This is a genomic window from Pseudomonas sp. MWU12-2345 (assembly GCF_023242385.1).
Taxonomy (GTDB): Bacteria; Pseudomonadota; Gammaproteobacteria; order Pseudomonadales; family Pseudomonadaceae; genus Aquipseudomonas; species Aquipseudomonas gingeri_D.
The window spans coordinates 21,003-45,773 of record NZ_JALLJA010000022.1 but is presented as its reverse complement, the minus strand read 5'-3'; the positions used below and the strand labels follow the sequence as shown (position 1 = coordinate 45,773).

Below are 24,771 nucleotides of genomic sequence, written 5' to 3'. Positions count from 1 at the left end.
TCAAATCGGCTTATTTACCCGATTTGATCTTGGTCCAGCTGCGGGTCATTTCGCGCTGGGTCGCCGCCGGCAAGTCGGCGATGGCATACAGCTTGGCCTGCACATCCGCTGGCGGGTAGATGCCCGGGTCGCTGGTGATGCTCTTGTCAACCAGTGCGGTCGCCTTGTCGTTACCGTTAGGGAAACGCACGCTGTCGGTGATCGCCGCCATGACTTCCGGCTTGAGCAGGTAGTTCATGAACTTGTAGGCCGCTTCGGTGTTTTCCGCATCTTTAGGGATAGACACCATGTCGTAGAAGCTGCCAGCCCCTTCTTTCGGAATGCTGTAGGCGACTTTGACCTTGTCACCGGCTTCGGCGGCACGGGACTTGGCCTGCTGGACATCACCCGAGTAACCGATGGCGACACAGATGTTGCCGTTGGCCAGGTCAGAGATGTACTTGGACGAGTGGAAGTAGGCAATCGAAGGACGCAGTTTGAGGAACAGGTCTTCGGCTTTCTTCAGATCTTCCTTCTTCTGGGTGTCGGTCGGCAGACCCAGGTAGTGCAGGGCCACCGGCAGCATTTCGGTCGGCGAATCGAGGAAGCTCACGCCGCAGCTCTTCAGCTTGGCGAGGTTCTCGGGCTTGAGCACCGCGTCCCAGGAATCGATCTTGTCCACGCCCAGCGCGGCCTTGACCTTCTCCGGGTTGTAGCCGATGCCGATCGAACCCCACATGTACGGGAAGGCGTGCTTGTTGCCCGGGTCGCTGACCGAGACGGCCTTGAGCAGCGACTGGTTCAGGTTGCCGTAGTTGGACAGTTTCGACTTGTCCAGTTCCTGGTAGACACCGGCCTTGATCTGCTTGGCCAGGAAGTTGTTGGATGGCACAACAATATCGTAACCGGACTTACCGGCCAGCAACTTGGCTTCCAGGGTTTCGTTACTGTCGAAGACGTCGTAAACCACCTTGATGCCAGACTCTTTTTCAAAGTTGGCAACGGTGTCCGGCGCGATGTAGTCGGACCAGTTGTAAACGTGCAGCACCTTGTCGTCCGCGTGAGCGGCACCGGCCAATGCACCTGCCAGGGACAGGGCGAGGAGAGTCTTGCCGGCTACGTTCTTACCTAATGCCTTCATGCGTCATGCTCCAATTTGTTCTTTTTAACCCGCTGTTCGGCGGCCGATTCCCGGGCAACTCGAAACAGTGGGGGTAGTCTGGCAAGATCCAAGGCAGCCTTTCAAGGAAAGACCACCCTTTCTGATTGCTCTGAGCGAAAGCACCTACACCGTACTTCCGGCTCAGAGCCTAGCACTTAGCCCTGCAACGCACTCAGGGTCAGATCCAGGCACTTGCGTGCCTTGGCCACCAACTCGTCGATCTCGGTTTTGCTGATCACCAGTGGCGGCGCAATGATCATGGTGTCGCCAACGGCACGCATGATCAGTCCATTATCGAAGCAGAACTGCCGGCAGATCATGCCGACGCCCTTACCTTCATACCGCGCACGGGTGGCCTTGTCCTTGACCAGTTCGATGGCGCCCAACAGGCCCACACCGCGAACTTCACCCACCAACGGATGATCGTTCAGTTCCCGCAGACGTTTCTGCAAATAGGGTGCCGTTTCACTCTGGACGCGCTCGATAATTTTTTCTTCGCGCAGGATACGGATGTTTTCCAGGGCAACGGCCGCGGCCACCGGATGGCCGGAATAGGTGAAACCGTGGTTGAAATCGCCGCCTTCGTTGAGCACTGCGACCACTTCGTCCCGCACGATCAGGCCACCCATGGGGATATAGCCGGAGGTCAGGCCCTTGGCGATGGTCATCATGTCGGGCTTGAGGCCGTAGAAATCGCTGCCGAACCACTCACCGGTGCGACCGAAACCACAGATCACTTCGTCGGCGACGAAGAGGATGTCGTACTTGGCGAGGATTTCCTTGATGCGCGGCCAGTAGCTGTCCGGCGGCACGATCACACCGCCCGCGCCCTGGATCGGCTCGGCGATAAAGGCGCCGACATTATCCACGCCCAGCTCGAGGATCTTCTCTTCCAGTTGGTTCGCGGCCCAGACCCCGAACTCTTCCGCGCTCATATCGCCGCCTTCGGCGAACCAGTAAGGCTGCGGGATATGGACGATGCCCGGGATCGGCAAGTCGCCCTGCTCGTGCATATAGGTCATGCCGCCCAGGCTCGCGCCGGCCACGGTGGAGCCGTGATAACCGTTCTTGCGGCTGATGATGACCTTCTTGTTCGGCTGGCCCTTGATCGCCCAGTAGTGGCGGACCATGCGCAGCATGGTGTCGTTGCCTTCGGAGCCGGAACCGGTGAAGAACACGTGGTTCATGCCTTCCGGCGCGATCTCGGAAATGGCCTTGGCCAGTTCCAGCACCGGTGGGTGGGCGGTCTGGAAGAACAGGTTGTAATAGGGCAGCTCACGCATCTGTTTGCTGGCGGCGTCGGCCAGCTCATCGCGACCATAGCCGATGGCCACGCACCAGAGGCCGGCCATGCCGTCGAGGATCTGATGGCCCTCGCTGTCCCAGAGGTAGACGCCCTTGGCGTGGGTGATGATACGCGGGCCTTTCTCTTTCAGCTGCTTGAAGTCACTGAAAGGGGCCAGGTGGTGATCACTGCTGAGGGCTTGCCACTCACGGGTTTGCGGGTTGTTGCTGGTCATACGGATCTCCTAGTTCCAGTAAGGGCGCGGTCTTTATCTACCGCGCCCGGCGCATCAGACGGCGAAGAGCAGGAATTCCCGCTCCCACGAACTGATGACGCGCTTGAAGTTTTCATGCTCGGCCCGCTTGACCGCGACGTAGCCTGTGATGAATTTCTTGCCCAGGTATTTCTCGATGGTCTTGCTGTTTTCCATCCGCTCCAGGGCGTCTTCGATGGTCAGCGGCAGGCGCAGGTTGCGGCGTTCATAACCACGACCGACCACCGGCGCGCTCGGGTTGAGGCCTTCGACCATACCGATGTAGCCACACAGCAGGCTTGCCGCAATCGCCAGGTAAGGGTTGGCGTCGGCGCCCGGCAGGCGGTTTTCCACACGGCGGTTCTGCGGGCCGGCATCCGGGACCCGCAGGCCGACGGTGCGGTTCTCTTCGCCCCATTCGACGTTCACCGGGGCCGAGGTGTCCGGCAGGAAGCGGCGGAACGAGTTGACGTTCGGCGCGAACAGCGGCAACAGCTCGGGAATCAGCTTCTGCAGGCCGCCGATGTGATGCAGGAACAGCTCGCTCATGCTCCCGTCTTCATTGGAGAAGACGTTCTTGCCGGTGGCGATGTCGATGATGCTCTGGTGCAGGTGCATGGCACTGCCCGGCTCGCCGGTCATGGGTTTGGCCATGAAGGTCGCCGCCACGTCGTGCTTGAGCGCCGCTTCGCGCATGGTGCGCTTGAACACCAGGATCTGGTCCGCCAGGGACAAGGCGTCGCCATGCCGGAAGTTGATCTCCATCTGCGCCGTGCCGTCCTCGTGGATCAGCGTGTCGAGGTCCAGCTCCTGCAGTTCGCACCAGTCGTAGACGTCTTCGAACAACGGGTCGAATTCGTTGGCCGCTTCAATGGAGAAGGACTGGCGACCGGTTTCCGGGCGGCCGGAACGGCCGACCGGCGGCTGCAACGGATAGTCCGGGTCGTCGCTGCGCTTGGTCAGGTAGAACTCCATTTCCGGCGCCACGATCGGCTGCCAGCCCTTTTCGGCATAGAGTGCCAGGACCTTCTTGAGCACGTTGCGCGGCGACAGCTCGATGGGGTTGCCCTGCTTGTCGTAGGTGTCGTGGATCACCTGGGCGGTGGGCTCAATGGCCCAGGGCACCACATACACCGCATTGCTGTCGGGGCGGCAGATCATGTCGATGTCGGCCGGGTCGAGCAGTTCGTAATAGATGTCGTCTTCGACGTAGTCGCCGGTCACCGTCTGCAACAGCACACTCTCAGGCAGACGCATGCCTTTTTCGGCGATGAACTTGTTGGTCGGCGAGATCTTGCCCCGGGTGATGCCGGTGAGGTCGGCAATCATGCATTCGACTTCTGTGATCTTGTGGTCTTTCAACCAATCGGTGAGCTGGTCGAGGTTGTTACTCATAAGTGCCTCTGGGTTGGGGTTCCTGACGTCTATTATCGGTCAGGCGTTCCTGGACGTATCGACTTCGCGCTGTAAAACCCGCTTTCGACAGGCATCGCCGAAAGCCTGGAAGATCGCCAGGTAGACCGGGTTGCTCGTGACCTGCCATTCCGGGTGCCATTGCACCCCTAAAGCAAAAGCCTTGCCTTCGACCACCGAGACCGCCTCGATCAGGCCGTCCGGTGCCGTGGCTTCGACGCGCAACCCCGGTGCCAGGCGGTCCACGCCCTGACTGTGAATCGAGTTGACCTGGAATTGCGTCGGCAGCCCGAGCCCCGCCAGTACGCCGCCGGGTTGAACCTGCATGGCATGGGCCGGACCGTACTGTACGTCCAGTGGCTGGGACTCGTCTTCACGATGATCCAGGAAGGTTCCAACCTCATGAACCTTTTGATGCAGGCTGCCGCCGAAGGCCACGTTCATTTCCTGGAAGCCCCGGCAAATACCGAGCACGGGAATGCCCGCGGCGACAGCGGCACGGATCAGCGGGAGGGTGGTGCGGTCGCGTGCAGAATCATGAGCAGTGCCCGGCGCGCTCGCCGGACCGCCGTACAAATGCGGTTCGACGTTGGACGGAGAGCCGGTAAACAGGATTCCATCCAGGCCGTCGAGAATATCGGACGGCTCGAACAGCTCGGCCAGGGCCGGAAGAATCAGCGGCAGCCCTTTGGCTGCGACGGCGACAGCACGGACATACTTGTCGCCACTGATGTGATAAGCATGCAAACCGATCTGTTTGGAGCATGCGGTAACGCCGATCAACGGCAGGCGAGACATGTAGCACCCCGGTATTATTGCTGTTATGGGTTTCAATCGAGCTTAGCCTTGTTCATTTTTTTACACAACACCCCCGTAAAAAATACAACACGGCCCGCTCAAGCCCGCGGTGCCGGAGAGCGTCCGGTGCAAAAAATTGCCCCAAAAGGCCGCAAAAAAGCCCCCTGAGCGCTTTTTCAGGGCAAAAAAGGCCTCGCTTGACTTCGGCATGCCGTTCGGGTTGACTGAAACCAGAAAAGATCAATGATTGATATTTTTAACAACAAAGGTGTTGCATCATGTCGGTACCCCCGCGTGCCGTTCAGCTTAACGAAGCGAACGCGTTCCTTAAGGATCATCCTGAGGTTCTGTACGTAGACCTTCTAATTGCGGATATGAATGGTGTGGTGCGCGGCAAGCGCATCGAACGCACCAGCCTCCACAAGGTTTACGAGAAAGGCATCAACCTGCCTGCCTCTCTATTTGCCCTGGATATCAACGGCTCGACGGTGGAAAGCACCGGCCTGGGTCTGGATATCGGTGATGCTGACCGAATCTGTTATCCGATCCCCGACACCCTGTGCAATGAACCTTGGCAAAAGCGCCCGACCGCGCAGCTGCTGATGACCATGCACGAACTCGAAGGTGAACCTTTCTTCGCCGACCCTCGCGAAGTCCTGCGGCAAGTCGTGAGCAAGTTCGACGAACTCGGCCTGACCATCTGCGCCGCGTTCGAGCTGGAGTTCTACCTGATCGACCAGGAGAACGTGAACGGTCGCCCGCAACCGCCCCGCTCGCCGATCTCCGGCAAACGCCCGCACTCGACACAGGTCTACCTGATCGACGACCTCGACGAATACGTCGACTGCCTCCAGGACATCCTGGAAGGTGCGAAAGAGCAAGGCATCCCGGCCGACGCCATCGTCAAGGAAAGTGCCCCGGCGCAGTTCGAAGTGAACCTGCACCACGTGGCCGATCCGATCAAGGCCTGCGACTACGCGGTATTGCTCAAGCGCCTGATCAAGAACATCGCCTACGACCATGAGATGGACACCACCTTCATGGCCAAGCCTTACCCGGGCCAGGCGGGCAACGGACTGCACGTCCATATCTCGATTCTCGACAAGGAAGGCAAGAACATCTTTGCCAGTGAGGATCCCGAGCAGAACGCCGCGCTACGTCACGCGATCGGCGGTGTGCTCGAGACCCTACCGGCACAGATGGCCTTCCTCTGCCCGAACGTCAACTCCTACCGGCGTTTCGGCGCACAGTTCTACGTGCCGAACTCGCCGTGCTGGGGCCTGGACAACCGGACGGTGGCGATTCGCGTACCGACCGGCTCGTCCGACGCGGTACGTATCGAACACCGCGTCGCCGGTGCCGATGCCAACCCGTATCTGTTGATGGCTTCGGTCCTGGCAGGCGTGCACCACGGCCTGACCAACAAGATCGAGCCGGGCGCTCCGGTGGAAGGCAACAGCTACGAGCAGAACGAGCAGAGCCTGCCGAACAACCTGCGTGATGCCCTGCGTGAGTTGGATGACAGCGAGATCATGGCCAAATATATCGATCCGAAATACATCGATATCTTCGTCGCCTGTAAAGAGAGCGAGCTGGAGGAGTTCGAACACTCCATCTCCGACCTCGAGTACAACTGGTACCTGCATACCGTGTAAGCGCTTGAAGCAATAAAAAAGAACGCCGCCGGCCTTGGGCCTGCGGCGTTTTTTTATGCCCGCCTGCCAGCGATGCGGACTCACAGACACCACACAAGCGTCCTCGCGTACAATGCCCGCTGCCCTTGCCGGAGAACCCCATGACCCGCCCCGCCACCGCTCGCAAACCCCGCGCACGCAGCCAGGCCCGGATCGACTCGATCCTCGACGCCGCGCGCACCTTGCTTGCCGCCGAAGGCGTGGCCAGTCTGTCGATCTACAGCGTGGCGGAACGGGCCGAGATCCCGCCGTCCTCGGTCTATCACTTCTTCGCCAGCGTCCCGGCCCTGCTCGAAGCCCTGACCAACGATGTCCACGCGGCCTTCCGCGCCACCCTGCAGGCGCCCATCGACCACCAGGCCCTCACCAGTTGGCGCGACCTGTCACGGTTGGTGGAGCAGCGGATGCTGAATATCTACGAGGAGGATGCGGCGGCGCGTCAGTTGATCCTTGCGCAGCACGGCCTGACCGAAGTGACCCAAGCTGACCGCCAGCACGACATCGAACTCGGCGACCTGATGCACAAGCTGTTTATCCGGCATTTCGAATTGCCGACACTGCCCAAGGAAGTCGATGTGTTCGCCCTGGCGATGGAGCTGGGGGATCGGGTCTATGCGCGCTCGGTGCAGTTGCACGACCAGATCACGCCGCGCATGGCGGAGGAAGGCATGCGGGTGTTCGATGCCTACCTGGGGCTGTATTTGCCGCCGTATCTGCCTCGGCGCGAAAGCCCGCTCTGAAGGCTGTCGCGAACCCTGCGTCGCTTGATCCGGCCTCTTCGCGGGCAAGCCCTGCTCCTACAGTACGGTGTCGATCACGGATTTTGTGCACGACACAAACCTGTAGGAGCAGGGCTTGTCGGGACGCCGCACCGCCGCGAAGAGGCCCTTGAGCCTGGCCTCACTCATACAAGCACTCAGAACGGCGCATCACCCAGAATGGTCGCCCGATGCATCACCCGCCGATTCGGCCGGTAATCGTCCACCGCGTAATGCTGGGTCACGCGGTTGTCCCAGAATGCCACGTCATGCTCCTGCCAGCGCCAACGAATGGTGAACTCCGGGCGCGTCGCATGGGCGAACAGCAACTTGAGAATCGCCTCGCTCTCGGCCTCCTCCAGCTCGTTGATCCGGGTGGTGAAACCCTCGTTGACGAACAACGCCTTGCGTCCGCTCACCGGGTGCGTGCGGATCACCGGATGCGACAGCGGCGGGTTCTTCCTGCGGGTCTCCTCCCAGCGCGCCAGGTCCTCGGGCGTATTGCCGAAACGCTCGACAGGAAACGACTTGATGAAGTTGTGCGTCGCCGTCAGCCCGTCCAGCAACTGCCGCAACGGCGCCGACAAGGCTTCAAACGCCGCGATGCCACTGGCCCACAGGGTGTCGCCACCAAACGCTGGCAGCTGCTTGGCGCTGAGCACCGCGCCCAACGCCGGGGTCGGCAGGAAGGTCACGTCGGTGTGCCAGACCGCGTTGTCGCGCACGTCGGTCACCGCCGTGTCGAGGATCAGCACTTCGGGCTGCTCCGGCACGTTCGGGTAGATCGGATGAATATGCAGGTCGCCGAAATACGCCGCAAAGGTCGCCTGCTGCACCGGGTTCAACGGCTGGTTACGGAAGAACAGCACCTGATACTTGAGCAGGGCCTGCTGGATGGCATCGCGGTGCTCGACGCTCAACGGCCGGCTCAAGGTCACGCCGTCGATCTGCGCGCCCAGGGCGGCGCTCAGGGGAGTAATGGTCAGGCTCATGATCGTTCTCTTCAAATACGCGCCGGGCTGTCGGCGTGGTCAATACCTTGCGGTCTGTCAGTGAGCCAGGCCGTGCCACGGCACCAGCTTGCGCTGCAGGGCGCGCAGGCCCATCTCCATGGCAAAGGCGATGAAGGCGATCACCAGGATCCCCAGCACCACCACATCGGTCACCAGGAACTGTGCCGCCGACTGCACCATAAAGCCCAGGCCGCTGGTGGCGGCGATCAGTTCGGCGGCCACCAGGGTCGACCAGCCGACACCGAGGCCGATACGCACACCGGTGAGAATGTCCGGCAAGGCGCTGGGCAGGATCACATGGCGAATCAGCTGGGCACGGGTGGCCCCCAGGGATTGCGCGGCCCGCAGCTTGGCCGGATCGACAGTCCGTACGCCGGTGGCCGTGGAGATGGCGATCGGGGCGAAAATCGCCAGGTAGATCAGCAGCACTTTCGACAGCTCACCGATCCCGCACCAGATCACGATCAGGGGCAGATAGGCCAACGGTGGAATGGGCCGGTAGAACTCGATCAGCGGGTCGAAAATACCCCGGGCGATGCGGTTGTGGCCGATGGCGATGCCCACGGGAATCGCGGTCAACACCGCAAAACCGAGGCCCAGGCCGATACGCCCAAGGCTCGCGCCCAGGTGCTGCCAGAGGGTCGAGTCCATGTAGCCCTTGGTTGCCAGCAACCAGCCTTTTTCCAGCACAGCTCCAGGTGGCGGTAGAAACAATGGTTCGATAAGGCCCGCGGCGGTCACCGCCCACCAGAGCAGGACCAAGGTCAACAGGGTCAGCACGCTGATCCAGCGCGTACTCAGGCTGCGGCGAACCGGTATGACTTTCGGTTTGCCCGCCAGCGCCACCGGCAATTCATAGCTGCTCATACGAACTCCTGCCGCTGGGCGGCGCTGCGTTGGGAGAACACACGGGCCAGCACGTGCTCGCGGGTTTCGATAAAACGCGGGTCGGACTTGATCGCCCGGGCCGACTCACCGGCGCTGTAGCGTTGGCCGAAATCCAGGCTCAGGCGTTCGACGATCTGCCCCGGATTCGGCGCCAGCAGAATCAGGTCGGTGGCGAGAAAAACCGCCTCTTCTATATCGTGGGTAATCAGGAACACCGGCTTGGCGGTGCGGCGCCAGACCTGCAGCAACAGCTCCTGCATCTGCTCGCGGGTAAAGGCATCGAGGGCGCCGAAGGGCTCGTCCATCAGCAGCACCCGAGGGTCCGCCGCCAGGGCACGGGCCAGGCCGACACGCTGTTTCTGACCACCGGACAATTGCCAGATCCGACGCTTGTCGAAACCGGCCAGGTCCACCAGGGCGAGCATCTCCCGGGCGCGGCTTTCACGTTGCGGCCGGGGCACACCCGCCAGCTCCAGACCGAAGCCGACATTGGCCAGTACATCCTGCCAGGGCAATAGCGCGTCATCCTGGAACACCACGCCACGCTCGGCACTCGGGCCTTTGACAGGCACGCCGTCGAGGGTGATGCGCCCGGCGCTCGGCTCGACGAAGCCGGCGATCAGGTTCAACAGCGAGGTCTTGCCACTCCCCGAAGGCCCGAGGGCCACCAGCAGTTGCCGGGGGCCGAGGCTGAGGGAGATGTCCGCCAGCACCGGCTCGGCCGCGCCGGGGTACTGTGCGCTGATGCGCTCCAGCTGTAACAAGGCCATGACGGCGGCTCCTCGGCGGAATCAGTTGGTGATGAACTTGGCGCTGACATAAGGGGCGTAGTCCGGCAGCACCGCATCGACCTTGCCCTGTTCTTTCAGGAACGCGGCGGTGTCGGTGATGGCCTGGGCGGTCGGCTTGCCGAGAACGGTGACCTGGTCAGCCGCCAACGGGTAGACGTTGCCTTGCAGCAGCAGGGGAATATCAGACGCCTTGGCGCCAGAGAGCTTCACCAGCTTGTCGACATTGCCCTGGGTCGCCAGCCAGGCTTGCGGGTCCTTGCGGTACTGGGCGTAGGCATCCAGAGTGACCTTGGCGAAGGCCGTGACGATCTCCGGGTGCTTCTCGGCGAAGTCCTTGCGCACGATCCAGGCATCGAAGGTCGGCGCACCGAACTTGGCCAGCTCGCCAGACGTGATCAGCACCTTGCCGTTTTCCTTGGCCACGCCCAGGGCCGGGTCCCAGACGTAGGTGGCGTCGATATCACCGCGTTTCCAGGCGGCGATGATGGCCGGTGGCGCGAGGTTGAGAATCTGTACTTTCGAAGGGTCGATGTTCCAGTGCTTCAGCGCGGCCAGCAGGCTGTAGTGCCCGGTGGAAACAAAAGGCACGGCGACTTTCTTGCCGATCAGGTCCTGGGGCGATTTGATCCCGGAGCCGTCACGGGCCACCAGGGCTTCGGCACCGCCGATCTGGGTGGCGATCAGGAAGGTTTCCACCGGCACCTTGCGGGTGATGGCCGCGGTCAGCGGGCTCGAGCCGAGGTAGCCGATCTGCACATCGCCCGAAGCGATGGCGGCGATGATATCGGCGCCGTTATCGAATTTGCGCCAGTCGATCTTTGCATGCGTGGCTTTTTCATAAGCGCCATCAGCCTGGGCGACTTTCGCCGGATCGACGGTGGTCTGGTAGGCCACGGTCACATCGGCAGCCTGGGCAAACCAACTGGCCCCGGCCAGGGACAAGGCCGCCAGAAGGCGGAGCGGAGCAGGGAGTTTCATGGGACAAGTTCCTCGACAGGCGACCGGGAATCGGCATGTAGAGAGACTAAATGATCTAAGAATCTTAAAATAAATAACTTATTTGCATTAGCTTATGAGTCAAAATATGACACGCGACAGCCGGCGGCCGGCGCTTGCAGCGCCGGCTCGTGTCTGCGGGACGCCGTACCATCAGACGCTCAGCGGAAAATCCGCAAAATAACTAAACCCGACGAATGAAGGTGCGTTCCGCGTTTTTTCTTCTATGGTTCTTGGCACAGCAACATGTCAGCGGTCCGGCTTAATCAGCCAAATGCTGTAATAAATTGACGGGAGTGGCAGCGTTTAGCCATGATTGCGTCGCTTTTGTGAACTTTCCTGTCCCTGAGAACCGCTCTCAAATACGGATTGCTCGAAAAAAGCTGCTACAAATACTTTTCAGAAATAAGTCTGGAGGCCGACAAAAGCTTCAGACCAGGGTGAATTCCCAGGCGATTTATTCCTGAATCGTATTAAAAAGGACGAAATAGTTCTTTTTGGGTTTATGAAGAGTTTCATTACCCTGCAGGGACCAAATTCACAGCGAGTTAGACCAAAGTCTAGACGTGGTTTGTTACGATTGACTTGCCAGTCACGATCTGGTGCTAATCGCGCATCTGTGGCTACAAAGGGACGCTAGATCCCAGGCCAGGACACACAAAAATTAGAAATGAGAGGAGCTGTACCATGAAGAAGTCCACCTTGGCCCTAGCAGTGGCCGTAGGCGTTTTGGCGCAACACGCATATGCCGATGGGCAAGCGGATGCCAAAGGTTTTATCGAAGGCGCTACGTCGACCCTGGGTCTGCGTAACTTCTACATCAACACCGATAACCGCGACCGTGATGCTGGCAAAGCCGGTCAGAGCCTGAACTCGGAATGGGGCCAAGGTTTCGATCTGCGCTTCAACTCTGGTTACACCCAAGGCACCGTGGGTTTCGGCCTTGATGTTATCGCCCTGACAGGTATCCGGCTGGACACCGGTGGCGGTTCCAACGGCGCGACCACAACTTCCTCTGGTAGCACGCTGTTCCCAGCCGAAGCCACCGGCGGCAAAAACGCCAAGTCGGTCAATGACGTCAGCAGCCTGGGCCTGACCGGTAAAGTCCGCGTTTCGCAGACCGAACTGAAGATCGGTACCCTGCTGCCGAACAACCCGGTGATCAAGTACAACGACGGTCGTCTGCTGCCACAAACCTTCACCGGTGGCCAGATCACTTCAAACGAGATCAAGGACCTGACCCTGACCCTCGGCCAAGTCGAGAAGGCCAAGGGCCGTAACTCGAGCAACGATGACGACCTGTCGATCGCCGGTGCCAACGGCAGTTCCAACTTCTCCCAGGGGACTACTGGCAAGTTCAGCAACAAGTTCCAGTACGCAGGTGCCGACTACAAGGTCACCAAGGATCTGGTCGCTTCGTACTACTATGGCGAGCTGAAAGATTTCTACTCGCAGAACTTCCTGGGTCTGGTGCACAACTGGGCTATCGGTCCTGGCGTGCTGAAAAGCGACCTGCGCTACTACCGTAGCCGCGACGACGGTGCCAACGGCAACACTTCTACCTACTTCACCTCTGGCTACTACCCTGACAACACCCCCCTCAGCGCTCGCGCCAAGGGTAAGGTCGACAACAACCTGTACAGCTACCTGGCACTGTACTCGATTGCCGGTCACACCTTCGGTGCTGGCTATCAGTACAGCAATGGTGAAAGCGACTTCCCATGGTTGAACCAGGGTGACGGCTCGTCGAACAGCACTATCACCGACATGCAGATCCAGAAATTCGCCCACGCCGGCGAACGTACGTGGCAGGCGCGCTACGCCTATGACTTCGCCAAGGTCGGTGTCCCAGGCCTGACCGCAGGTATCATCTACCTGCGCGGCAACAACGTCGACACCGTGGCTAAAGAATACACGAGCCAAGTCGCTCCCGCCGCACTGGGCACTGGCCGCTCCGAGTGGGAACGCGATATCACCGTTGCCTACGTGGTACCGGAAGGTACTTTCAAGAACCTCGGTGTTGCCTGGAAAAACGCCATGTGGCGTAACGACATCATCGGCCAACGCGAACAAGACGAAAACCGCCTGATCGTCAGCTACTCGATCCCGCTGCTGTAAGCGTGATCGTTTAAAGTCGAGATCCACACTCAGCCCGGCGCAATGCCGGGCTGAGTGCTTCACGTACCGCTTAACACTACCTCTCAGCTTCGACTCGAACGCCAACCTTCGACATCACGGCGCCCGGCACCCCACTGAGTTACATCCCCTTAGCCCTCTCACAAGCTGTGGACAAGGTTGCTCCTGCGCCCGTCCGGCGTCCAATGAAGAAGTTTTTAATATTCAATTTCGATCTAGATAAATCGATATTTATTCTTTTTAAATAAACCCTGCAGCAGGCACAGTAGGCTCATCACGCACTCACCAGGAGCAGCACCATGAGCCTAAGACTCGGCGACATCGCCCCCGACTTCGAACAGGATTCCAGCGCCGGCACGATTCGTTTCCACGAGTGGCTCGGCGACAGCTGGGGCGTGCTGTTCTCCCACCCGGCGGACTTCACCCCGGTGTGCACCACGGAACTTGGCTTTACCGCCAAGCTCAAGGACGAATTCGCCCGGCGCGGCGTCAAGGCCATCGCCCTGTCGGTGGACCCGGTGGATTCGCACCACAAGTGGATCGAGGACATCAACGAGACCCAGCACACCGTGGTCAACTTCCCGATCCTGGCCGATGCCGACCGCAAGGTGTCCGATCTCTACGACCTGATCCACCCGAATGCCAACGACACCCTCACCGTACGCTCGCTGTTCGTGATCGATCCGAACAAGAAGGTGCGGCTGACCATCACCTACCCGGCCAGCACCGGGCGCAATTTCCACGAGATCCTGCGGGTGATCGACTCCTTGCAGCTCACCGATAACTACAAGGTGGCCACCCCGGCCAACTGGCAGGACGGTGACGAGGTGGTGATCGTGCCATCGCTCAAGGACGAAGACGAAATCAAGAAACGCTTCCCCAAAGGCTACCGCGCGGTGAAGCCGTACCTGCGCCTGACACCACAGCCCAACCGCTGAAACCGATTTTTACCGACTCACGATGCAGGGGTTTCAGGCCGTTTCGACGGCCTGTTTTTTTGCCTGGAAGAAAGCCATCCGCATATTCATTTAAAGAATAAACAAATGAAAAAATGAGATTTATAGATATATAAATCAGCTGATATGGTCTGTCCATCCCGGTGAGATCGCAGCCCGCGAATCGCCGACAAACGCTTAAGGAATTAGCCACATGCTGGTCGTCACACTTGGAGGAAGCCCCAGCCAGCGATCACGCTCCGGGGTACTGCTGGACCAGGCCAGGCGCTGGTTGATCGAACAAGGCGTGGAAGTGGTGAGTTACCAGGTCCGCGACTTCCCGGCCGAAGACCTGCTGCACGCACGCTTCGGCAGCCCGCAGATCATCGACCTGCTGCAACAGATCGAACAGGCCGACGGCCTGGTCATCGCCACACCGGTGTACAAGGCCTCATTCTCCGGCGCCCTGAAAACCGTGCTCGACCTGCTGCCCGAACGCGCCCTGAGCCACAAAGTGGTGCTGCCCATGGCCACCGGCGGCAGCATCGCCCATATGCTCGCGGTGGATTACGCCCTCAAGCCGGTGCTGTCGGCGCTCAAGGCCCAGGAAATGCTCCACGGCATCTTCGCCGAAGACAACCAGATCGCCTATGGCGAAGGCAGCGCCCTGGCGCAGCTGGCACCGGCCCTGGCACAACGCCTGAACGAGGCCCTGGAACAGTTCCACAGCGCCCTGGCGCGACGTCCCAAGCCCCTGGACCCGACACTGCTCAACGAACGCCTGCTCACGGCTCGCTGGAGCATCTGAACCGCTTTACCCGACATCGATGTACTGGCCTTACTCGCCCGCCAACGGGCAAGCAGGTGCAGCCAAAACCCTCACCGCAAAAAGGAGAGCGCCATGCGCACTGTCATTTTGCGTCGCGGTCTGGTCGCTCTGTTTGCTGCGGCTGTCACCTTCGGCGCCATTACTCAAGCTCAAGCCGAGACACTTCGGATCGGTTATCAGAAATACGGCACCCTGGTGCTGCTCAAGGCCAAGGGCACCCTGGAAAAACGCCTCGCGGCCCAGGGCGTGCAAGTGCAATGGACCGAGTTCCCCGGCGGCCCGCAACTGCTCGAAGGGCTGAACGTCGGTTCCATCGACTTCGGCGTGACCGGCGAAACACCGCCGGTCTTCGCCCAGGCCGCCGGTGCCGACCTGCTCTACGTCGCCTCCGAACCACCGGCGCCCACCAGTGAAGCAATCCTGGTGCCCAAGGACTCGCCGATCAAATCGGTGCAAGAGCTCAAGGGCAAGAAGGTGGTCCTCAACAAAGGCTCCAACGTCCATTACCTGCTGGTCCGCGCCCTCGAAGACGCCGGCCTGAAATACAGCGATATCCAGACCGTGTTCCTCGCGCCGGCCGATGCCCGCGCCGCCTTCGAGCGTGGCAGCGTCGACGCCTGGGTCATCTGGGACCCCTACCAGGCCGCCGCCGAGCAACAGCTCAAGGCCCGCACCCTGCGTGACGGTACCGGCCTGGTGGACAACAACCAGTTCTACCTCGCAACCCGCCCCTATGCCGAAAAACATCCCGAGGTGATCAAGGCCCTGGTGGAAGAAGTCCGCGCAGTAGGCGACTGGTCCAAGGCCAATCCCGAGGAAGTCACCACCCAGGTGGCACCGCTGCTCGGCTTGCCCGCCGACATCACCCGGATCTCGGTGAAACGCCAGGGCTATGGCGCGCAGTTCCTCACCCCGGAAGTGATCGCGGCGCAACAGAAAATCGCCGACAGCTTCTACCAGCTCAAATTGATTCCCAAACCGCTGAGCATCAAGGACGTGATCTGGACCCCGCCGGCGGCCGTTGCCAAAGCACTTTGAACCGTATTCCTTAGGAGACCACTCCATGAGCCTCAATATTTTCTGGTTCCTGCCTACCCACGGCGACGGCCATTACCTTGGCACCGCCGAAGGCGCTCGCGCCGTTGACCACGGTTACCTGCAGCAGGTGGCCCAGGCTGCCGACCGTCTCGGTTTCGGTGGCGTGCTGATCCCCACCGGACGTTCCTGCGAGGACTCCTGGCTGGTGGCCGCTTCGCTGATCCCGGTGACCCAGCGCCTGAAATTCCTGGTCGCCCTGCGCCCCGGAATCATCTCCCCGACAGTGGCGGCGCGCCAGGCCGCAACCCTCGACCGGCTGTCCGGCGGGCGGGCGCTGTTCAACCTGGTGACCGGCGGCGACCCGGACGAACTGGCCGGCGACGGCCTGTTCCTCAGCCACGAAGAGCGCTACCAGGCCTCGGTGGAATTCACCCGTATCTGGCGTCGTGTGCTGGAAGGCGAAACCGTCGACTATGACGGCCAGCACATCAGCGTCAAAGGCGCCAAGCTGCTCTATCCGCCGATCCAGCAACCGCGTCCGCCGCTGTACTTCGGCGGCTCGTCGGAAGCCGCCCAGGATCTCGCCGCCGAACAGGTGGAAATGGTCCTGACCTGGGGCGAACCGCCTACCGCCGTTGCCGAGAAAATCGAGCAGGTGCGGGCCAAGGCCGCCAAGCTCGGTCGTACTGTGCGCTTCGGCATTCGCCTGCATGTGATTGTCCGTGAAACCAATGCCGAGGCCTGGCAAGCGGCGGACAAACTGATCTCCCATCTGGACGACGAGACCATCGCCCGCGCGCAGAAATCCCTGGCACGCTTCGATTCCGTCGGCCAGCAACGCATGGCCGCCCTGCACGGCGGCAGCCGCGACAACCTGGAAGTCAGCCCCAACCTCTGGGCCGGTGTCGGTCTGGTCCGTGGCGGTGCCGGCACGGCGCTGGTGGGCGACGGCCCGACCGTGGCCGCGCGGGTCAAGGAATACGCCGATCTGGGTATCGACACCTTTATCTTCTCCGGTTACCCCCACCTGGAAGAGTCATACCGAGTCGCCGAACTGCTGTTCCCGCACCTGGATATCGAACGTCCGGAACTGCCGAAAAGCGCCGGTTACGTCAGCCCCTTCGGTGAGATGGTCGCCAACGACATCCTGCCCAAAGCCGTGTCCCAGAGCTGAGGCCGGCCATGACGACCTTGACCAGACTTACCCACAAACTCGCGCCCTGGGCCCTGCCGGTGCTGTTGCTGGCGGTGTGGCAACTGTCGGTGTCGGCCGGTTGGCTGTCGACCCGGATCCTGCCCGCGCCGAGCGCCGTGGTCGAAGCCGGCATCGCCCTGGTGAAGAGCGGCGATCTCTGGAAACACTTGGCCATCAGTGGCTGGCGCGCCGGTATCGGCTTTGCCATCGGCGGCGGCATCGGCCTGGCCCTGGGCTTTATCACCGGCCTGTCGAAATGGGGTGAACGCCTGCTCGACAGTTCGGTACAGATGATCCGCAACGTGCCGCACCTGGCGCTGATCCCGCTGGTGATCCTGTGGTTCGGCATCGACGAGTCGGCGAAGATTTTCCTGGTGGCCCTGGGCACCCTGTTCCCGATCTACCTCAACACTTATCACGGCATCCGCAACGTCGACCCGGCGCTGGTGGAAATGGCTCGCAGCTACGGCCTGTCCGGTTTCAGCCTGTTTCGCCAGGTGATCCTGCCAGGCGCCCTGCCCTCGATCCTGGTGGGTGTGCGCTTTGCCCTCGGATTCATGTGGCTGACGCTGATCGTCGCGGAAACCATTTCCGCCAGTTCCGGCATCGGCTACCTGGCGATGAATGCCCGGGAGTTCCTGCAGACCGACGTGGTGGTGCTGGCCATCGTTCTCTACGCCGTCCTCGGCAAACTGGCGGACCTCGCGGCCCGCGGCCTGGAGCGGGTCTGGCTGCGCTGGCATCCGGCCTATCAAGTGAGCAAGGGCGGTGTGCAATGACGGCTCAACAACCTCCACGCCTGCTGCGGGGTATTCCGCTGGCGGTGCGCAACCTGCAAAAGACTTTCGGCCAACGCCAGGTGCTGCGGGAGATCGACCTGCATATCCCGGCCGGGCAATTCGTCGCCGTGGTCGGTCGCAGCGGGTGCGGTAAAAGCACCCTGCTGCGCCTGCTGGCCGGTCTCGACCAACCTAGCGGTGGTGAATTGCTGGCCGGTTCCGCCGCGCTGAGCGAGGCCCGCGAAGATACCCGGCTGATGTTCCAAGAAGCGCGTTTGCTGCCCTGGAAAAAGGTGATCGACAACGTCGGCCTGGGTCTCAAGGGCAACTGGCGACCGCAGGCGCTGGAAGCGCTGGAAGCCGTCGGCCTGGCGGACCGCGCCCATGAATGGCCGGCGGCCCTGTCCGGCGGCCAGAAGCAGCGCGTGGCCCTGGCCCGCGCCCTGATCCACAAACCGCGTCTGCTGTTGCTGGACGAGCCGCTGGGGGCCCTGGATGCCCTGACCCGGATCGAAATGCAGCAGCTGATCGAACGTCTCTGGCAGCAGCATGGTTTTACCGTGTTGCTGGTGACCCACGACGTCAGTGAAGCCGTGGCCATTGCCGATCGGGTGATCCTGATCGAAGACGGCCAGGTCGGCCTGGACTTGCACGTCGAACTGCCGCGTCCACGGGCGCGTGGCTCCCATCGCCTGGCGGCGCTGGAGACCGAAGTGTTGAACCGGGTGTTGTCGCTGCCGGGCGTACCGCCCGAGCCGGAACCTGTATCGCCCTTGCCCACGCAGTTGCGTTGGGCGCTGTGACCCATGCCTTGCCTACTCAATCCACGACAGGAATCAATGCCATGACCATCAAAGCCATCAACGTTCGCAACCAGTTCAAGGGCACCATCAAGGAAATCGTCACCGGCGACGTGCTCTCGGAAATCGACGTACAGACCGCTTCGGGGATCGTCACCTCGGTGATCACCACCCGTTCGGTGAAAGAGCTGGAACTGCAGATCGGCAGTGAAGTGATTGCCTTTGTGAAATCCACCGAGGTGTCCATCGCCAAGCTGTAAGCGATGGATACCTATAGCCCCGAAGGGCTTGGCCCTTCGGGATTTTCTTTTTTGGCGAGAGGGACAGATGCCGTCCCTTGATCGAAAAAACCGGCGCAGGGCCGGTTTTTTTTACCCCAACGGCCAGTGAACTGAATCGCTGCGTACGGGGTTGAGTGGTCCGCCAAGGGTGCCACAGACGAGATTGATGTCAACATACCGCGACGGCTGAATACACACTTGCCCGCTCGCCACAAAGAGGGTGTTCCACGCACCGTCCGAGGACTATTCCCTTTCCCTTGCATGAACTTTCCTAGAAAATCCTTTCGGCTTGCGCCTGCGATTCTCGGGACCTAGGCTTGGACCTGTCACTGCAAAACACAGTGATCGGGTTTGGTCACCCGCCCAATGTCAGGCGCACCAGCGCCACTACGGTCTCAGGCGCTTTTTTGTGTCTGTCGCTTTATGGTGGGCTGTGCGCGGGGCACCTTCGGGTGCGCCGGGTGCCTGACATCCCGGTTGGCCAACCTGCGTACCGCCCGCCACCTTTCGTTTGGCCACGAAAGTGATGGGTTCTCAATATGTCAGGAGAATCACCATGTTCAAAGTCACGCCCAACCCGCCTGTTCAATCGCTGGAAAAGAACGATCCGGCTTTCAAGGCGGCGGCCGAACGCGCTTTCGCTCACTATGAATTGCCACGTCATCCAGTGCGCAAATCGCCCCTTCCGAACCCCGAAGACACCCTGAACAATCTCGACTCGATCCTGCGTTCGGCCGCCGCGACGGCGTATGAGTCCGCCGATCATCTGAGCGGCACGCCTCGCCAACTGGCGATGGCCTCGGTGCATCTGATCGAACTGGCGCAGAGCCAGGTGGATGACTTGCTCGCACAACGACACTGAGGCGCTGGACAGGTCCCTTTCTGGAGGCCTGAAGGCAGCCAAAAGCTTCGCGGGCAAGCCCTGCTCCTACAGTCTTCCGTCGTTCACCGATTTTGTGTAGGGCACAAAACTGTAGGAGCAGGGCTTGCCCGCGAAGAGGCCCCGGAGCCTTGCGCCACCTATGCAGACGCCACCGCCAGCAAGCCGGCGCCTACAGGGGGCGGTATCTGGCGTCAGACCTTGCGCCAGACGCTCGCCAACCAAGGCTGCTGCTCGCGCGGCAGTCCGGCGGGGCGGTAATAGTGTTCCAACTCGACAAAACCCGCCGCCGTCAGCAACTCCCGCCAGGCCTCCAGGTCGTGGTACGAGCCATAACGCTCGCCATTCCAACCCTCCTGATTTTCTCCACGCGGATTGGAACTGAACAACACGCCATCGGGTTTCAAGGCACCGTGCAATTGCCCCAGCACTCGCGGCAATTCCTGGCGCGGAATATGGAACAACACGGCATTGGCGAAGATTCCATCGAAGCGCTCAGACGGCAACTCGAGCTCAAGGAAGTTCTGCTGTAGCACCTCGCAACCACTGTCCTCGCGAGCCATCTGCGCAAAGCGCTCGGAGCCGTCGAGACCGACCGCGATATGGCCCATGCGGGTGAAGGTCTTGAGATCACGACCCGGTCCGCAACCGAAATCCAGCACGGTAAACGGTGCCTCACCCTGGATATGCCGCAACAACGCATCGATGTTCTGGCTCACATCGTGATCGCGGGTGCCTTCACGAAAACCTTCGGCCGTGCGGTTGTAATGGCCGAGCGTGGTGGCGGTGATGGTAACGAGAGCGTCGGGAGCAAGTTTCATGGCAGCGGCATGCAAGACTGAGATGCAACGACTATACGCTTGGCACCCGAAAAGCAGCGAGCCCAAATCATGGGGAAGCAAGAGGCCGACGCTGCCAAAGCAAGCCGGCCACGCTTATGTTGCCCACTCGCCTGTGCGCTCAATCATCGCGCAAGGCTTTTATCGGCTCCAATCTAGCCGCCGAAACAGCTGGGTAAATGCCAAAGAAAAGGCCGATCAACACTGAACTGCCAATGCCCATCGGCACAGAAACAATAGACAGGGCAAAGGTCCAGCCAGACAAAGATACAAAAATCAGCGTGCCGACCAGACCGAGCACGGCGCCTATCAACGCACCGCTGATAGAAAGACAAACGGCTTCCATCAAGAATAAATTAAGAATGTCTCGACGGCGCGCGCCCAAGGCCATCCGAATGCCAATCTCTCTACGGCGCTCCGTGACATTTGAAAGCATCACGTTCATCACGCCCGCACCGCCCACCAGCAGCGAAATCGCACCCAGCCCTGCCAGCAGATTGGAAAAAGTCCTCGTCTGCTGTTTGATGCTGTCCAGCAGTTGCTGAGGTATTTGAATCAGGATATTACGTTCACCCAGGACACCGACCAGGTACTCTCGCAGCGACTTGGCATGGCGTTCCATATCCGCGGTATCCCGTTCCTTGATAACAATCGCACTGACCTGCGGGCTGGAGGTCAGCCTTTTCATTCCTTCGATCGGAACAAATATCGAATTATTTATTTGTATCGGAATCAGCGGATTATCGAACTGATCCTCAAGCACACCCACCACTTGAAAGATATAACCTTCAATTTGCAACTGACGCCCAATCAACAGTTCGTCGGAAGGCTGGCTGAGCGCGCGCGCCACTTGGCTGCCGACGACGGCATAGGTGGCATGTCGGTCGAAATCCGACAAGAGCCTCCCACTGAAGACATTGAACTTCAGCGCCACCGACAAATCACTTGTGCTGCCGACGACAGTGGCACCGGTGGAGCGACCGTTGTAGCGGATGTCTGTCGCATAAATCGCCATGGGGGCGGCGTAGGATATATTCGGTAGCTTCTGGCGAAGCCTGGCGAAATCAAGCGCTTCGGGAGCGATACTTTGTTGCGAAGTGGAACCCGGAAATGAAGCAACCAAGGTATCAATGCCCATGTTCTGGAATGCACTGATCGCTTCAATTTCCGCGTTATGCCCGATGTTGAGCAGGGCGATGATAGCGGCACAGCCTACGGCAATCCCAAACAGCGCCAGCAAGGATTTGCGACCGAGTACTCTCAGCCCACGAACGGCTTCGGCAAAGGCGTGTGCCAGCGATGGGCCTCTCTCTTCATCCATTACAGAGAATCTGAATAATAAAGCTCCATGCCAACTGGCTAATTCCTTGATTCCCTGTGAATCCGCACCGACTGCCGCAGATCAATCGGCGCGGAGAATAACTTAATGCTCAGCGTTTGTTGAGCACCTTCGCCAACCGATCCCCACCCAACTGGATCACCGCCACCAGGATCACCAGCAACACGATCACCGTCAGCATCACCTGGCTGTCGAAACGCTGGTAGCCATACCGATAGGCGATATCCCCCAACCCGCCCGCGCCAATGGCGCCGGCCATGGCCGAGGAGTTGATCATGGTCACCAAGGTGATGGTGAAACCGCCGACAATCCCCGGCAACGCCTCGGGCAACAGCACATGCCAGACGATATGCCAACGCCGGCAGCCCATGGCCTGGGCCGCTTCGATCAGACCATGATCGACCTCCCGCAGACTCACCTCGGCAATCCGCGCAAAGAATGGCGTGGCCGCGATGGTCAGCGGCACCACGGCGGCCCACACCCCATAGGTGGTGCCGACGATCAGCCGGGTAAAGGGAATCAACGCCACCATCAGGATCAGGAACGGGATCGAACGGAACAGGTTCACGAACGCCCCCAGCACCCGGTTCACCACCGGCGCTTCATAGATCCCGCCCTTGTCGCTGGTGACCAGGATCACCGCCAGCGGAATGCCCAGCAGCAAGGCGATCAGCGACGACACGCCAACCATCAGGAAGGTGTCGATCACTCCCTGCCATAACCGATCAAGCCACATAACCCAGCACCTCCACCTGTTGCGCCCAACGCCCGGCGCGCTGGCGCAGTTCCTCGGCTCCCAGGGACGAACCGCTCACCGACAACAGCAACTGCCCCAGCACATGCCCCTGGATTCGTTCGACACCGCCCTGTAGCAAGCGCACCCGCCCACCGAGGGCGCTGAACAACGCCGCCAGGTCCGGTTCGTCGGCAGCGCTGCCGGTCAATTGCAGACGCAACACCACCGCCGATGCCGCTGACTCGGGCCGCGCCTGCAAACGCTCTTGCAGCTCCGCCGGCAAGGCGTGTTGCAACGGCGCCAGCAAGGTCCGGCTGACCTCGTGCTGTGGATCACCGAACACCTGCCAGACCGGCCCCTGTTCCACCACCCGACCATGCTCCAGCACCACCACCCGATCACAGATCTCGCGGATCACCGCCATCTCGTGGGTGATCAGGACAATGGTCAGGCCCAGGCGCTGATTGATCTCGCGCAGCAAGCCAAGGATCGATTGGGTGGTTTCCGGGTCCAGCGCCGAGGTGGCCTCGTCACACAGCAGGATCGCCGGGTCATGGACCAGCGCACGGGCAATCCCCACCCGCTGTTTCTGCCCGCCGGACAACTGCGCCGGGTAGGCCTTGTATTTGTCCCGCAGGCCGACCAGATCCAGCAGCTCGCGAACCTTCTGCTCCCGTTGCAGCTTCGGCACCCCGGCCACCTTCAGCGGCAGTTCGACGTTCTGCCAGACCGTCTTGGCCGACATCAGATTGAAGTGCTGGAAAATCATGCCGATGCGCCGACGCAGTTCCACCAGGCGGTTTTCGTCGAACTCACCGATATCGACCTGGTCGATCAGCACCCGCCCCGCACTGGGTTGTTCCAGGCGATTGATGGTGCGGATCAAAGACGACTTGCCGGCGCCGCTGCGGCCGATGATGCCGAACACCTCGCCACGCTGGATCGCCAGGTCGATGCCTTGCAAGGCATGCACCGGGCCCTGGCGGCCTTCGTAGGTCTTGCCCAGGCCAATAAAACGCACATGGGCACGATTGAGTTCGGGGTGCAGTTCGGTTTGCTCGGCACTGCGCGGCGTTTCCTCACGCGGGTGCTGGAGGTTGACGACACTCATGTCAGCCTTCCCAACCGGCCTGGTACAGCTTGCCGTGGGCTTTATCCAGGGCGGCGCGGACCACCGGCGAGTGCTGGTAGATATCGACGAACTTGATCAGCCGCGGGTCGGTTTTTTCTTTCGGCTGGATCACGAACTGGATCACGTATTCCTTGTGATCGAGACCGTCGAACAGCAGCGCGGAGCCGGCATCGAAGGTCTTCGCCAGGCGGATATAGGCCGGGTAGCCCTGGACCAGATCGGCGTCATCGTAGGCGCGCACCAGTTGCACGGCTTCAACCTGGAGGATCTTGATCTTTTTCGGGTTGTTGACGATGTCGTCTTCGGTGGCCTTGTAGCCGACGCCGGGTTTCAGGGTGATCAAGCCGGCCTTGGCCAGCAGTTGCAGGCCACGACCGCTGTTGATCGGATCGTTGGCGATGGCCACGGTGGCGCCTTGTGGCAGCTCGTCGAAGCTTTTGTATTTCTTCGAGTAGAGGCCGACGTTGTTGATGATCCCCGGGGCAAAGGGCACCAGGTCGAAACCGGCGGCGGCCTTGGCGTTTTCCAGGAAGGGAATATGCTGGAAGTAGTTCACGTCGATATCGCCGGCGGCGAGGCTGACATTGGGCGCGATCCAGTCGGTGAATTCCACCAGCTCGACTTTCAGGCCCTGTTTGCCGGCTTCTTCGACAGCGGCTTCCAGGGGGATGGCGAAGGCGGCGGTGGTGCCGACCTTGAGTGGGGCGTCGGCGGCGTGAGCGATAGCGCTGAAGAGGCCGAGGGCCAGGACCAGTGCTTTGACTGGTTGAGAGAGGCGTGTTGTTTTCATGATGGGTTTCCAGTCATAGGTTTGGGGTGTCT

General features: G+C 60.7%; 24 protein-coding genes. 11 read left to right on the top strand and 13 right to left on the bottom strand.

The window, feature by feature from the left end:
• Positions 1 to 10: 10 nt before the first annotated feature.
• From M5C71_RS29565 to M5C71_RS29550, 4 genes are all read right to left on the bottom strand, one after another.
• Positions 11 to 1,120, bottom strand: a complete 1,110-nt coding sequence (locus tag M5C71_RS29565) for a polyamine ABC transporter substrate-binding protein (protein WP_248769390.1) — start codon at positions 1,118 to 1,120, stop codon at positions 11 to 13.
• Positions 1,121 to 1,296: 176 nt separating this feature from the next.
• A complete protein-coding gene (locus tag M5C71_RS29560) occupies positions 1,297 to 2,661 on the bottom strand; it encodes an aspartate aminotransferase family protein (RefSeq protein WP_100942580.1) in 1,365 nt (454 codons plus the stop codon).
• A gap of 54 nt (positions 2,662 to 2,715) precedes the next feature.
• Positions 2,716 to 4,074: a glutamine synthetase family protein gene (locus tag M5C71_RS29555; RefSeq protein ID WP_103495445.1), complete on the bottom strand. Its 1,359-nt coding sequence runs from the start codon at positions 4,072 to 4,074 to the stop codon at positions 2,716 to 2,718.
• Between the two features lie 39 nt (positions 4,075 to 4,113).
• On the bottom strand, positions 4,114 to 4,890 hold the full coding sequence (locus M5C71_RS29550; protein WP_248745444.1) for a gamma-glutamyl-gamma-aminobutyrate hydrolase family protein: 777 nt from the start codon (positions 4,888 to 4,890) through the stop codon (positions 4,114 to 4,116).
• A gap of 278 nt (positions 4,891 to 5,168) precedes the next feature.
• Between M5C71_RS29550 and M5C71_RS29545 the strand changes: the two genes are divergently transcribed.
• Complete coding sequence (locus M5C71_RS29545) at positions 5,169 to 6,545, top strand: glutamine synthetase family protein (RefSeq protein WP_103495447.1); 1,377 nt, start codon at positions 5,169 to 5,171, stop codon at positions 6,543 to 6,545.
• Between the two features lie 140 nt (positions 6,546 to 6,685).
• Positions 6,686 to 7,324, top strand: coding sequence for a TetR/AcrR family transcriptional regulator (locus M5C71_RS29540; protein ID WP_103495448.1), 639 nt, complete (start codon positions 6,686 to 6,688; stop codon positions 7,322 to 7,324).
• Between the two features lie 176 nt (positions 7,325 to 7,500).
• Here M5C71_RS29540 and tauD read toward each other — a convergent pair whose 3' ends face one another.
• The 4 genes from tauD to tauA are packed head-to-tail and all read right to left on the bottom strand — an operon-like array spanning position 7,501 to position 11,012.
• On the bottom strand, positions 7,501 to 8,334 hold the full coding sequence (gene tauD / locus M5C71_RS29535) for a taurine dioxygenase (protein ID WP_248769389.1): 834 nt from the start codon (positions 8,332 to 8,334) through the stop codon (positions 7,501 to 7,503).
• 57 nt (positions 8,335 to 8,391) lie between these two features.
• Positions 8,392 to 9,222 carry a taurine ABC transporter permease TauC gene (gene tauC / locus M5C71_RS29530; protein WP_248769388.1) on the bottom strand — a complete coding sequence of 277 codons (831 nt, stop codon included), beginning with the start codon at positions 9,220 to 9,222 and terminating at the stop codon, positions 8,392 to 8,394.
• Positions 9,219 to 10,013, bottom strand: a complete 795-nt coding sequence (gene tauB / locus M5C71_RS29525; protein ID WP_152741677.1) for a taurine ABC transporter ATP-binding subunit — start codon at positions 10,011 to 10,013, stop codon at positions 9,219 to 9,221. Before tauB ends, tauC begins: the two co-directional genes overlap by 4 nt.
• A gap of 21 nt (positions 10,014 to 10,034) precedes the next feature.
• Positions 10,035 to 11,012: a taurine ABC transporter substrate-binding protein gene (tauA, locus tag M5C71_RS29520; RefSeq protein ID WP_248769387.1), complete on the bottom strand. Its 978-nt coding sequence runs from the start codon at positions 11,010 to 11,012 to the stop codon at positions 10,035 to 10,037.
• Between the two features lie 705 nt (positions 11,013 to 11,717).
• Here tauA and M5C71_RS29515 point away from each other — a divergent pair.
• From M5C71_RS29515 to M5C71_RS29475, 9 genes are all read left to right on the top strand, one after another.
• On the top strand, positions 11,718 to 13,148 hold the full coding sequence (locus tag M5C71_RS29515) for an OprD family porin (RefSeq protein WP_248769386.1): 1,431 nt from the start codon (positions 11,718 to 11,720) through the stop codon (positions 13,146 to 13,148).
• 317 nt (positions 13,149 to 13,465) lie between these two features.
• On the top strand, positions 13,466 to 14,104 hold the full coding sequence (locus M5C71_RS29510) for a peroxiredoxin (protein ID WP_103498913.1): 639 nt from the start codon (positions 13,466 to 13,468) through the stop codon (positions 14,102 to 14,104).
• A gap of 211 nt (positions 14,105 to 14,315) precedes the next feature.
• Positions 14,316 to 14,909 carry an NADPH-dependent FMN reductase gene (gene ssuE, locus M5C71_RS29505; RefSeq protein ID WP_248769385.1) on the top strand — a complete coding sequence of 198 codons (594 nt, stop codon included), beginning with the start codon at positions 14,316 to 14,318 and terminating at the stop codon, positions 14,907 to 14,909.
• A gap of 93 nt (positions 14,910 to 15,002) precedes the next feature.
• Positions 15,003 to 15,968: a sulfonate ABC transporter substrate-binding protein gene (locus M5C71_RS29500; protein WP_103498915.1), complete on the top strand. Its 966-nt coding sequence runs from the start codon at positions 15,003 to 15,005 to the stop codon at positions 15,966 to 15,968.
• A gap of 25 nt (positions 15,969 to 15,993) precedes the next feature.
• Positions 15,994 to 17,142: an FMNH2-dependent alkanesulfonate monooxygenase gene (gene ssuD / locus M5C71_RS29495; protein WP_248769384.1), complete on the top strand. Its 1,149-nt coding sequence runs from the start codon at positions 15,994 to 15,996 to the stop codon at positions 17,140 to 17,142.
• Between the two features lie 8 nt (positions 17,143 to 17,150).
• Positions 17,151 to 17,942, top strand: a complete 792-nt coding sequence (ssuC, locus tag M5C71_RS29490) for an aliphatic sulfonate ABC transporter permease SsuC (protein WP_248769383.1) — start codon at positions 17,151 to 17,153, stop codon at positions 17,940 to 17,942.
• Positions 17,939 to 18,745, top strand: a complete 807-nt coding sequence (ssuB, locus tag M5C71_RS29485) for an aliphatic sulfonates ABC transporter ATP-binding protein (protein ID WP_100942595.1) — start codon at positions 17,939 to 17,941, stop codon at positions 18,743 to 18,745. Before ssuC ends, ssuB begins: the two co-directional genes overlap by 4 nt.
• Positions 18,746 to 18,786: 41 nt before the next feature.
• Complete coding sequence (locus M5C71_RS29480) at positions 18,787 to 19,002, top strand: TOBE domain-containing protein (protein ID WP_017125347.1); 216 nt, start codon at positions 18,787 to 18,789, stop codon at positions 19,000 to 19,002.
• Between the two features lie 577 nt (positions 19,003 to 19,579).
• A complete protein-coding gene (locus M5C71_RS29475; RefSeq protein WP_248769382.1) occupies positions 19,580 to 19,885 on the top strand; it encodes a hypothetical protein in 306 nt (101 codons plus the stop codon).
• Between the two features lie 212 nt (positions 19,886 to 20,097).
• On the opposite strand, the gene M5C71_RS29470 is transcribed toward M5C71_RS29475, so the two are convergent.
• The 5 genes from M5C71_RS29470 to M5C71_RS29450 all read right to left on the bottom strand — a co-directional run bounded on the left by M5C71_RS29470 (position 20,098) and on the right by M5C71_RS29450 (position 24,739).
• Complete coding sequence (locus M5C71_RS29470) at positions 20,098 to 20,724, bottom strand: class I SAM-dependent methyltransferase (RefSeq protein WP_248769381.1); 627 nt, start codon at positions 20,722 to 20,724, stop codon at positions 20,098 to 20,100.
• Between the two features lie 139 nt (positions 20,725 to 20,863).
• Positions 20,864 to 22,063 (bottom strand): ABC transporter permease, encoded by a 1,200-nt coding sequence (locus M5C71_RS29465; protein ID WP_103498513.1) that lies wholly within the window; start codon positions 22,061 to 22,063, stop codon positions 20,864 to 20,866.
• Between the two features lie 109 nt (positions 22,064 to 22,172).
• Entirely contained in the window at positions 22,173 to 22,817 is a 645-nt protein-coding gene (locus M5C71_RS29460; RefSeq protein WP_103498512.1) for a methionine ABC transporter permease, read from the bottom strand.
• A complete protein-coding gene (locus M5C71_RS29455) occupies positions 22,807 to 23,928 on the bottom strand; it encodes an ATP-binding cassette domain-containing protein (RefSeq protein WP_248769380.1) in 1,122 nt (373 codons plus the stop codon). The genes M5C71_RS29460 and M5C71_RS29455 overlap by 11 nt, the downstream gene beginning before the upstream one ends.
• Before the next feature lies 1 nt (position 23,929).
• Positions 23,930 to 24,739, bottom strand: a complete 810-nt coding sequence (locus M5C71_RS29450; protein WP_248769379.1) for a MetQ/NlpA family ABC transporter substrate-binding protein — start codon at positions 24,737 to 24,739, stop codon at positions 23,930 to 23,932.
• Positions 24,740 to 24,771 lie beyond the last annotated feature (32 nt).

Bases quoted from the DNA above. Each gene is read 5' to 3' on its own strand.
- M5C71_RS29545 (WP_103495447.1), top strand. From the start codon at position 5,169: ATGTCGGTACCCCCGCGTGCCGTTCAGCTTAACGAAGCGAACGCGTTC.
- ssuC (WP_248769383.1), top strand. From the start codon at position 17,151: ATGACGACCTTGACCAGACTTACCCACAAACTCGCGCCCTGGGCCCTG.
- M5C71_RS29515 (WP_248769386.1), top strand. From the start codon at position 11,718: ATGAAGAAGTCCACCTTGGCCCTAGCAGTGGCCGTAGGCGTTTTGGCG.
- M5C71_RS29540 (WP_103495448.1), top strand. From the start codon at position 6,686: ATGACCCGCCCCGCCACCGCTCGCAAACCCCGCGCACGCAGCCAGGCC.
- M5C71_RS29555 (WP_103495445.1), bottom strand. From the start codon at position 4,074: ATGAGTAACAACCTCGACCAGCTCACCGATTGGTTGAAAGACCACAAG.
- M5C71_RS29455 (WP_248769380.1), bottom strand. From the start codon at position 23,928: ATGAGTGTCGTCAACCTCCAGCACCCGCGTGAGGAAACGCCGCGCAGT.
- M5C71_RS29565 (WP_248769390.1), bottom strand. From the start codon at position 1,120: ATGAAGGCATTAGGTAAGAACGTAGCCGGCAAGACTCTCCTCGCCCTG.
- ssuD (WP_248769384.1), top strand. From the start codon at position 15,994: ATGAGCCTCAATATTTTCTGGTTCCTGCCTACCCACGGCGACGGCCAT.
- M5C71_RS29450 (WP_248769379.1), bottom strand. From the start codon at position 24,739: ATGAAAACAACACGCCTCTCTCAACCAGTCAAAGCACTGGTCCTGGCC.
- tauB (WP_152741677.1), bottom strand. From the start codon at position 10,013: ATGGCCTTGTTACAGCTGGAGCGCATCAGCGCACAGTACCCCGGCGCG.
- M5C71_RS29550 (WP_248745444.1), bottom strand. From the start codon at position 4,890: ATGTCTCGCCTGCCGTTGATCGGCGTTACCGCATGCTCCAAACAGATC.
- ssuE (WP_248769385.1), top strand. From the start codon at position 14,316: ATGCTGGTCGTCACACTTGGAGGAAGCCCCAGCCAGCGATCACGCTCC.
- tauA (WP_248769387.1), bottom strand. From the start codon at position 11,012: ATGAAACTCCCTGCTCCGCTCCGCCTTCTGGCGGCCTTGTCCCTGGCC.
- M5C71_RS29470 (WP_248769381.1), bottom strand. From the start codon at position 20,724: ATGAAACTTGCTCCCGACGCTCTCGTTACCATCACCGCCACCACGCTC.
- tauD (WP_248769389.1), bottom strand. From the start codon at position 8,334: ATGAGCCTGACCATTACTCCCCTGAGCGCCGCCCTGGGCGCGCAGATC.
- M5C71_RS29560 (WP_100942580.1), bottom strand. From the start codon at position 2,661: ATGACCAGCAACAACCCGCAAACCCGTGAGTGGCAAGCCCTCAGCAGT.
- M5C71_RS29465 (WP_103498513.1), bottom strand. From the start codon at position 22,063: ATGGATGAAGAGAGAGGCCCATCGCTGGCACACGCCTTTGCCGAAGCC.
- M5C71_RS29510 (WP_103498913.1), top strand. From the start codon at position 13,466: ATGAGCCTAAGACTCGGCGACATCGCCCCCGACTTCGAACAGGATTCC.
- M5C71_RS29460 (WP_103498512.1), bottom strand. From the start codon at position 22,817: ATGTGGCTTGATCGGTTATGGCAGGGAGTGATCGACACCTTCCTGATG.
- tauC (WP_248769388.1), bottom strand. From the start codon at position 9,222: ATGAGCAGCTATGAATTGCCGGTGGCGCTGGCGGGCAAACCGAAAGTC.
- M5C71_RS29500 (WP_103498915.1), top strand. From the start codon at position 15,003: ATGCGCACTGTCATTTTGCGTCGCGGTCTGGTCGCTCTGTTTGCTGCG.
- M5C71_RS29480 (WP_017125347.1), top strand. From the start codon at position 18,787: ATGACCATCAAAGCCATCAACGTTCGCAACCAGTTCAAGGGCACCATC.
- ssuB (WP_100942595.1), top strand. From the start codon at position 17,939: ATGACGGCTCAACAACCTCCACGCCTGCTGCGGGGTATTCCGCTGGCG.
- M5C71_RS29475 (WP_248769382.1), top strand. From the start codon at position 19,580: ATGTTCAAAGTCACGCCCAACCCGCCTGTTCAATCGCTGGAAAAGAAC.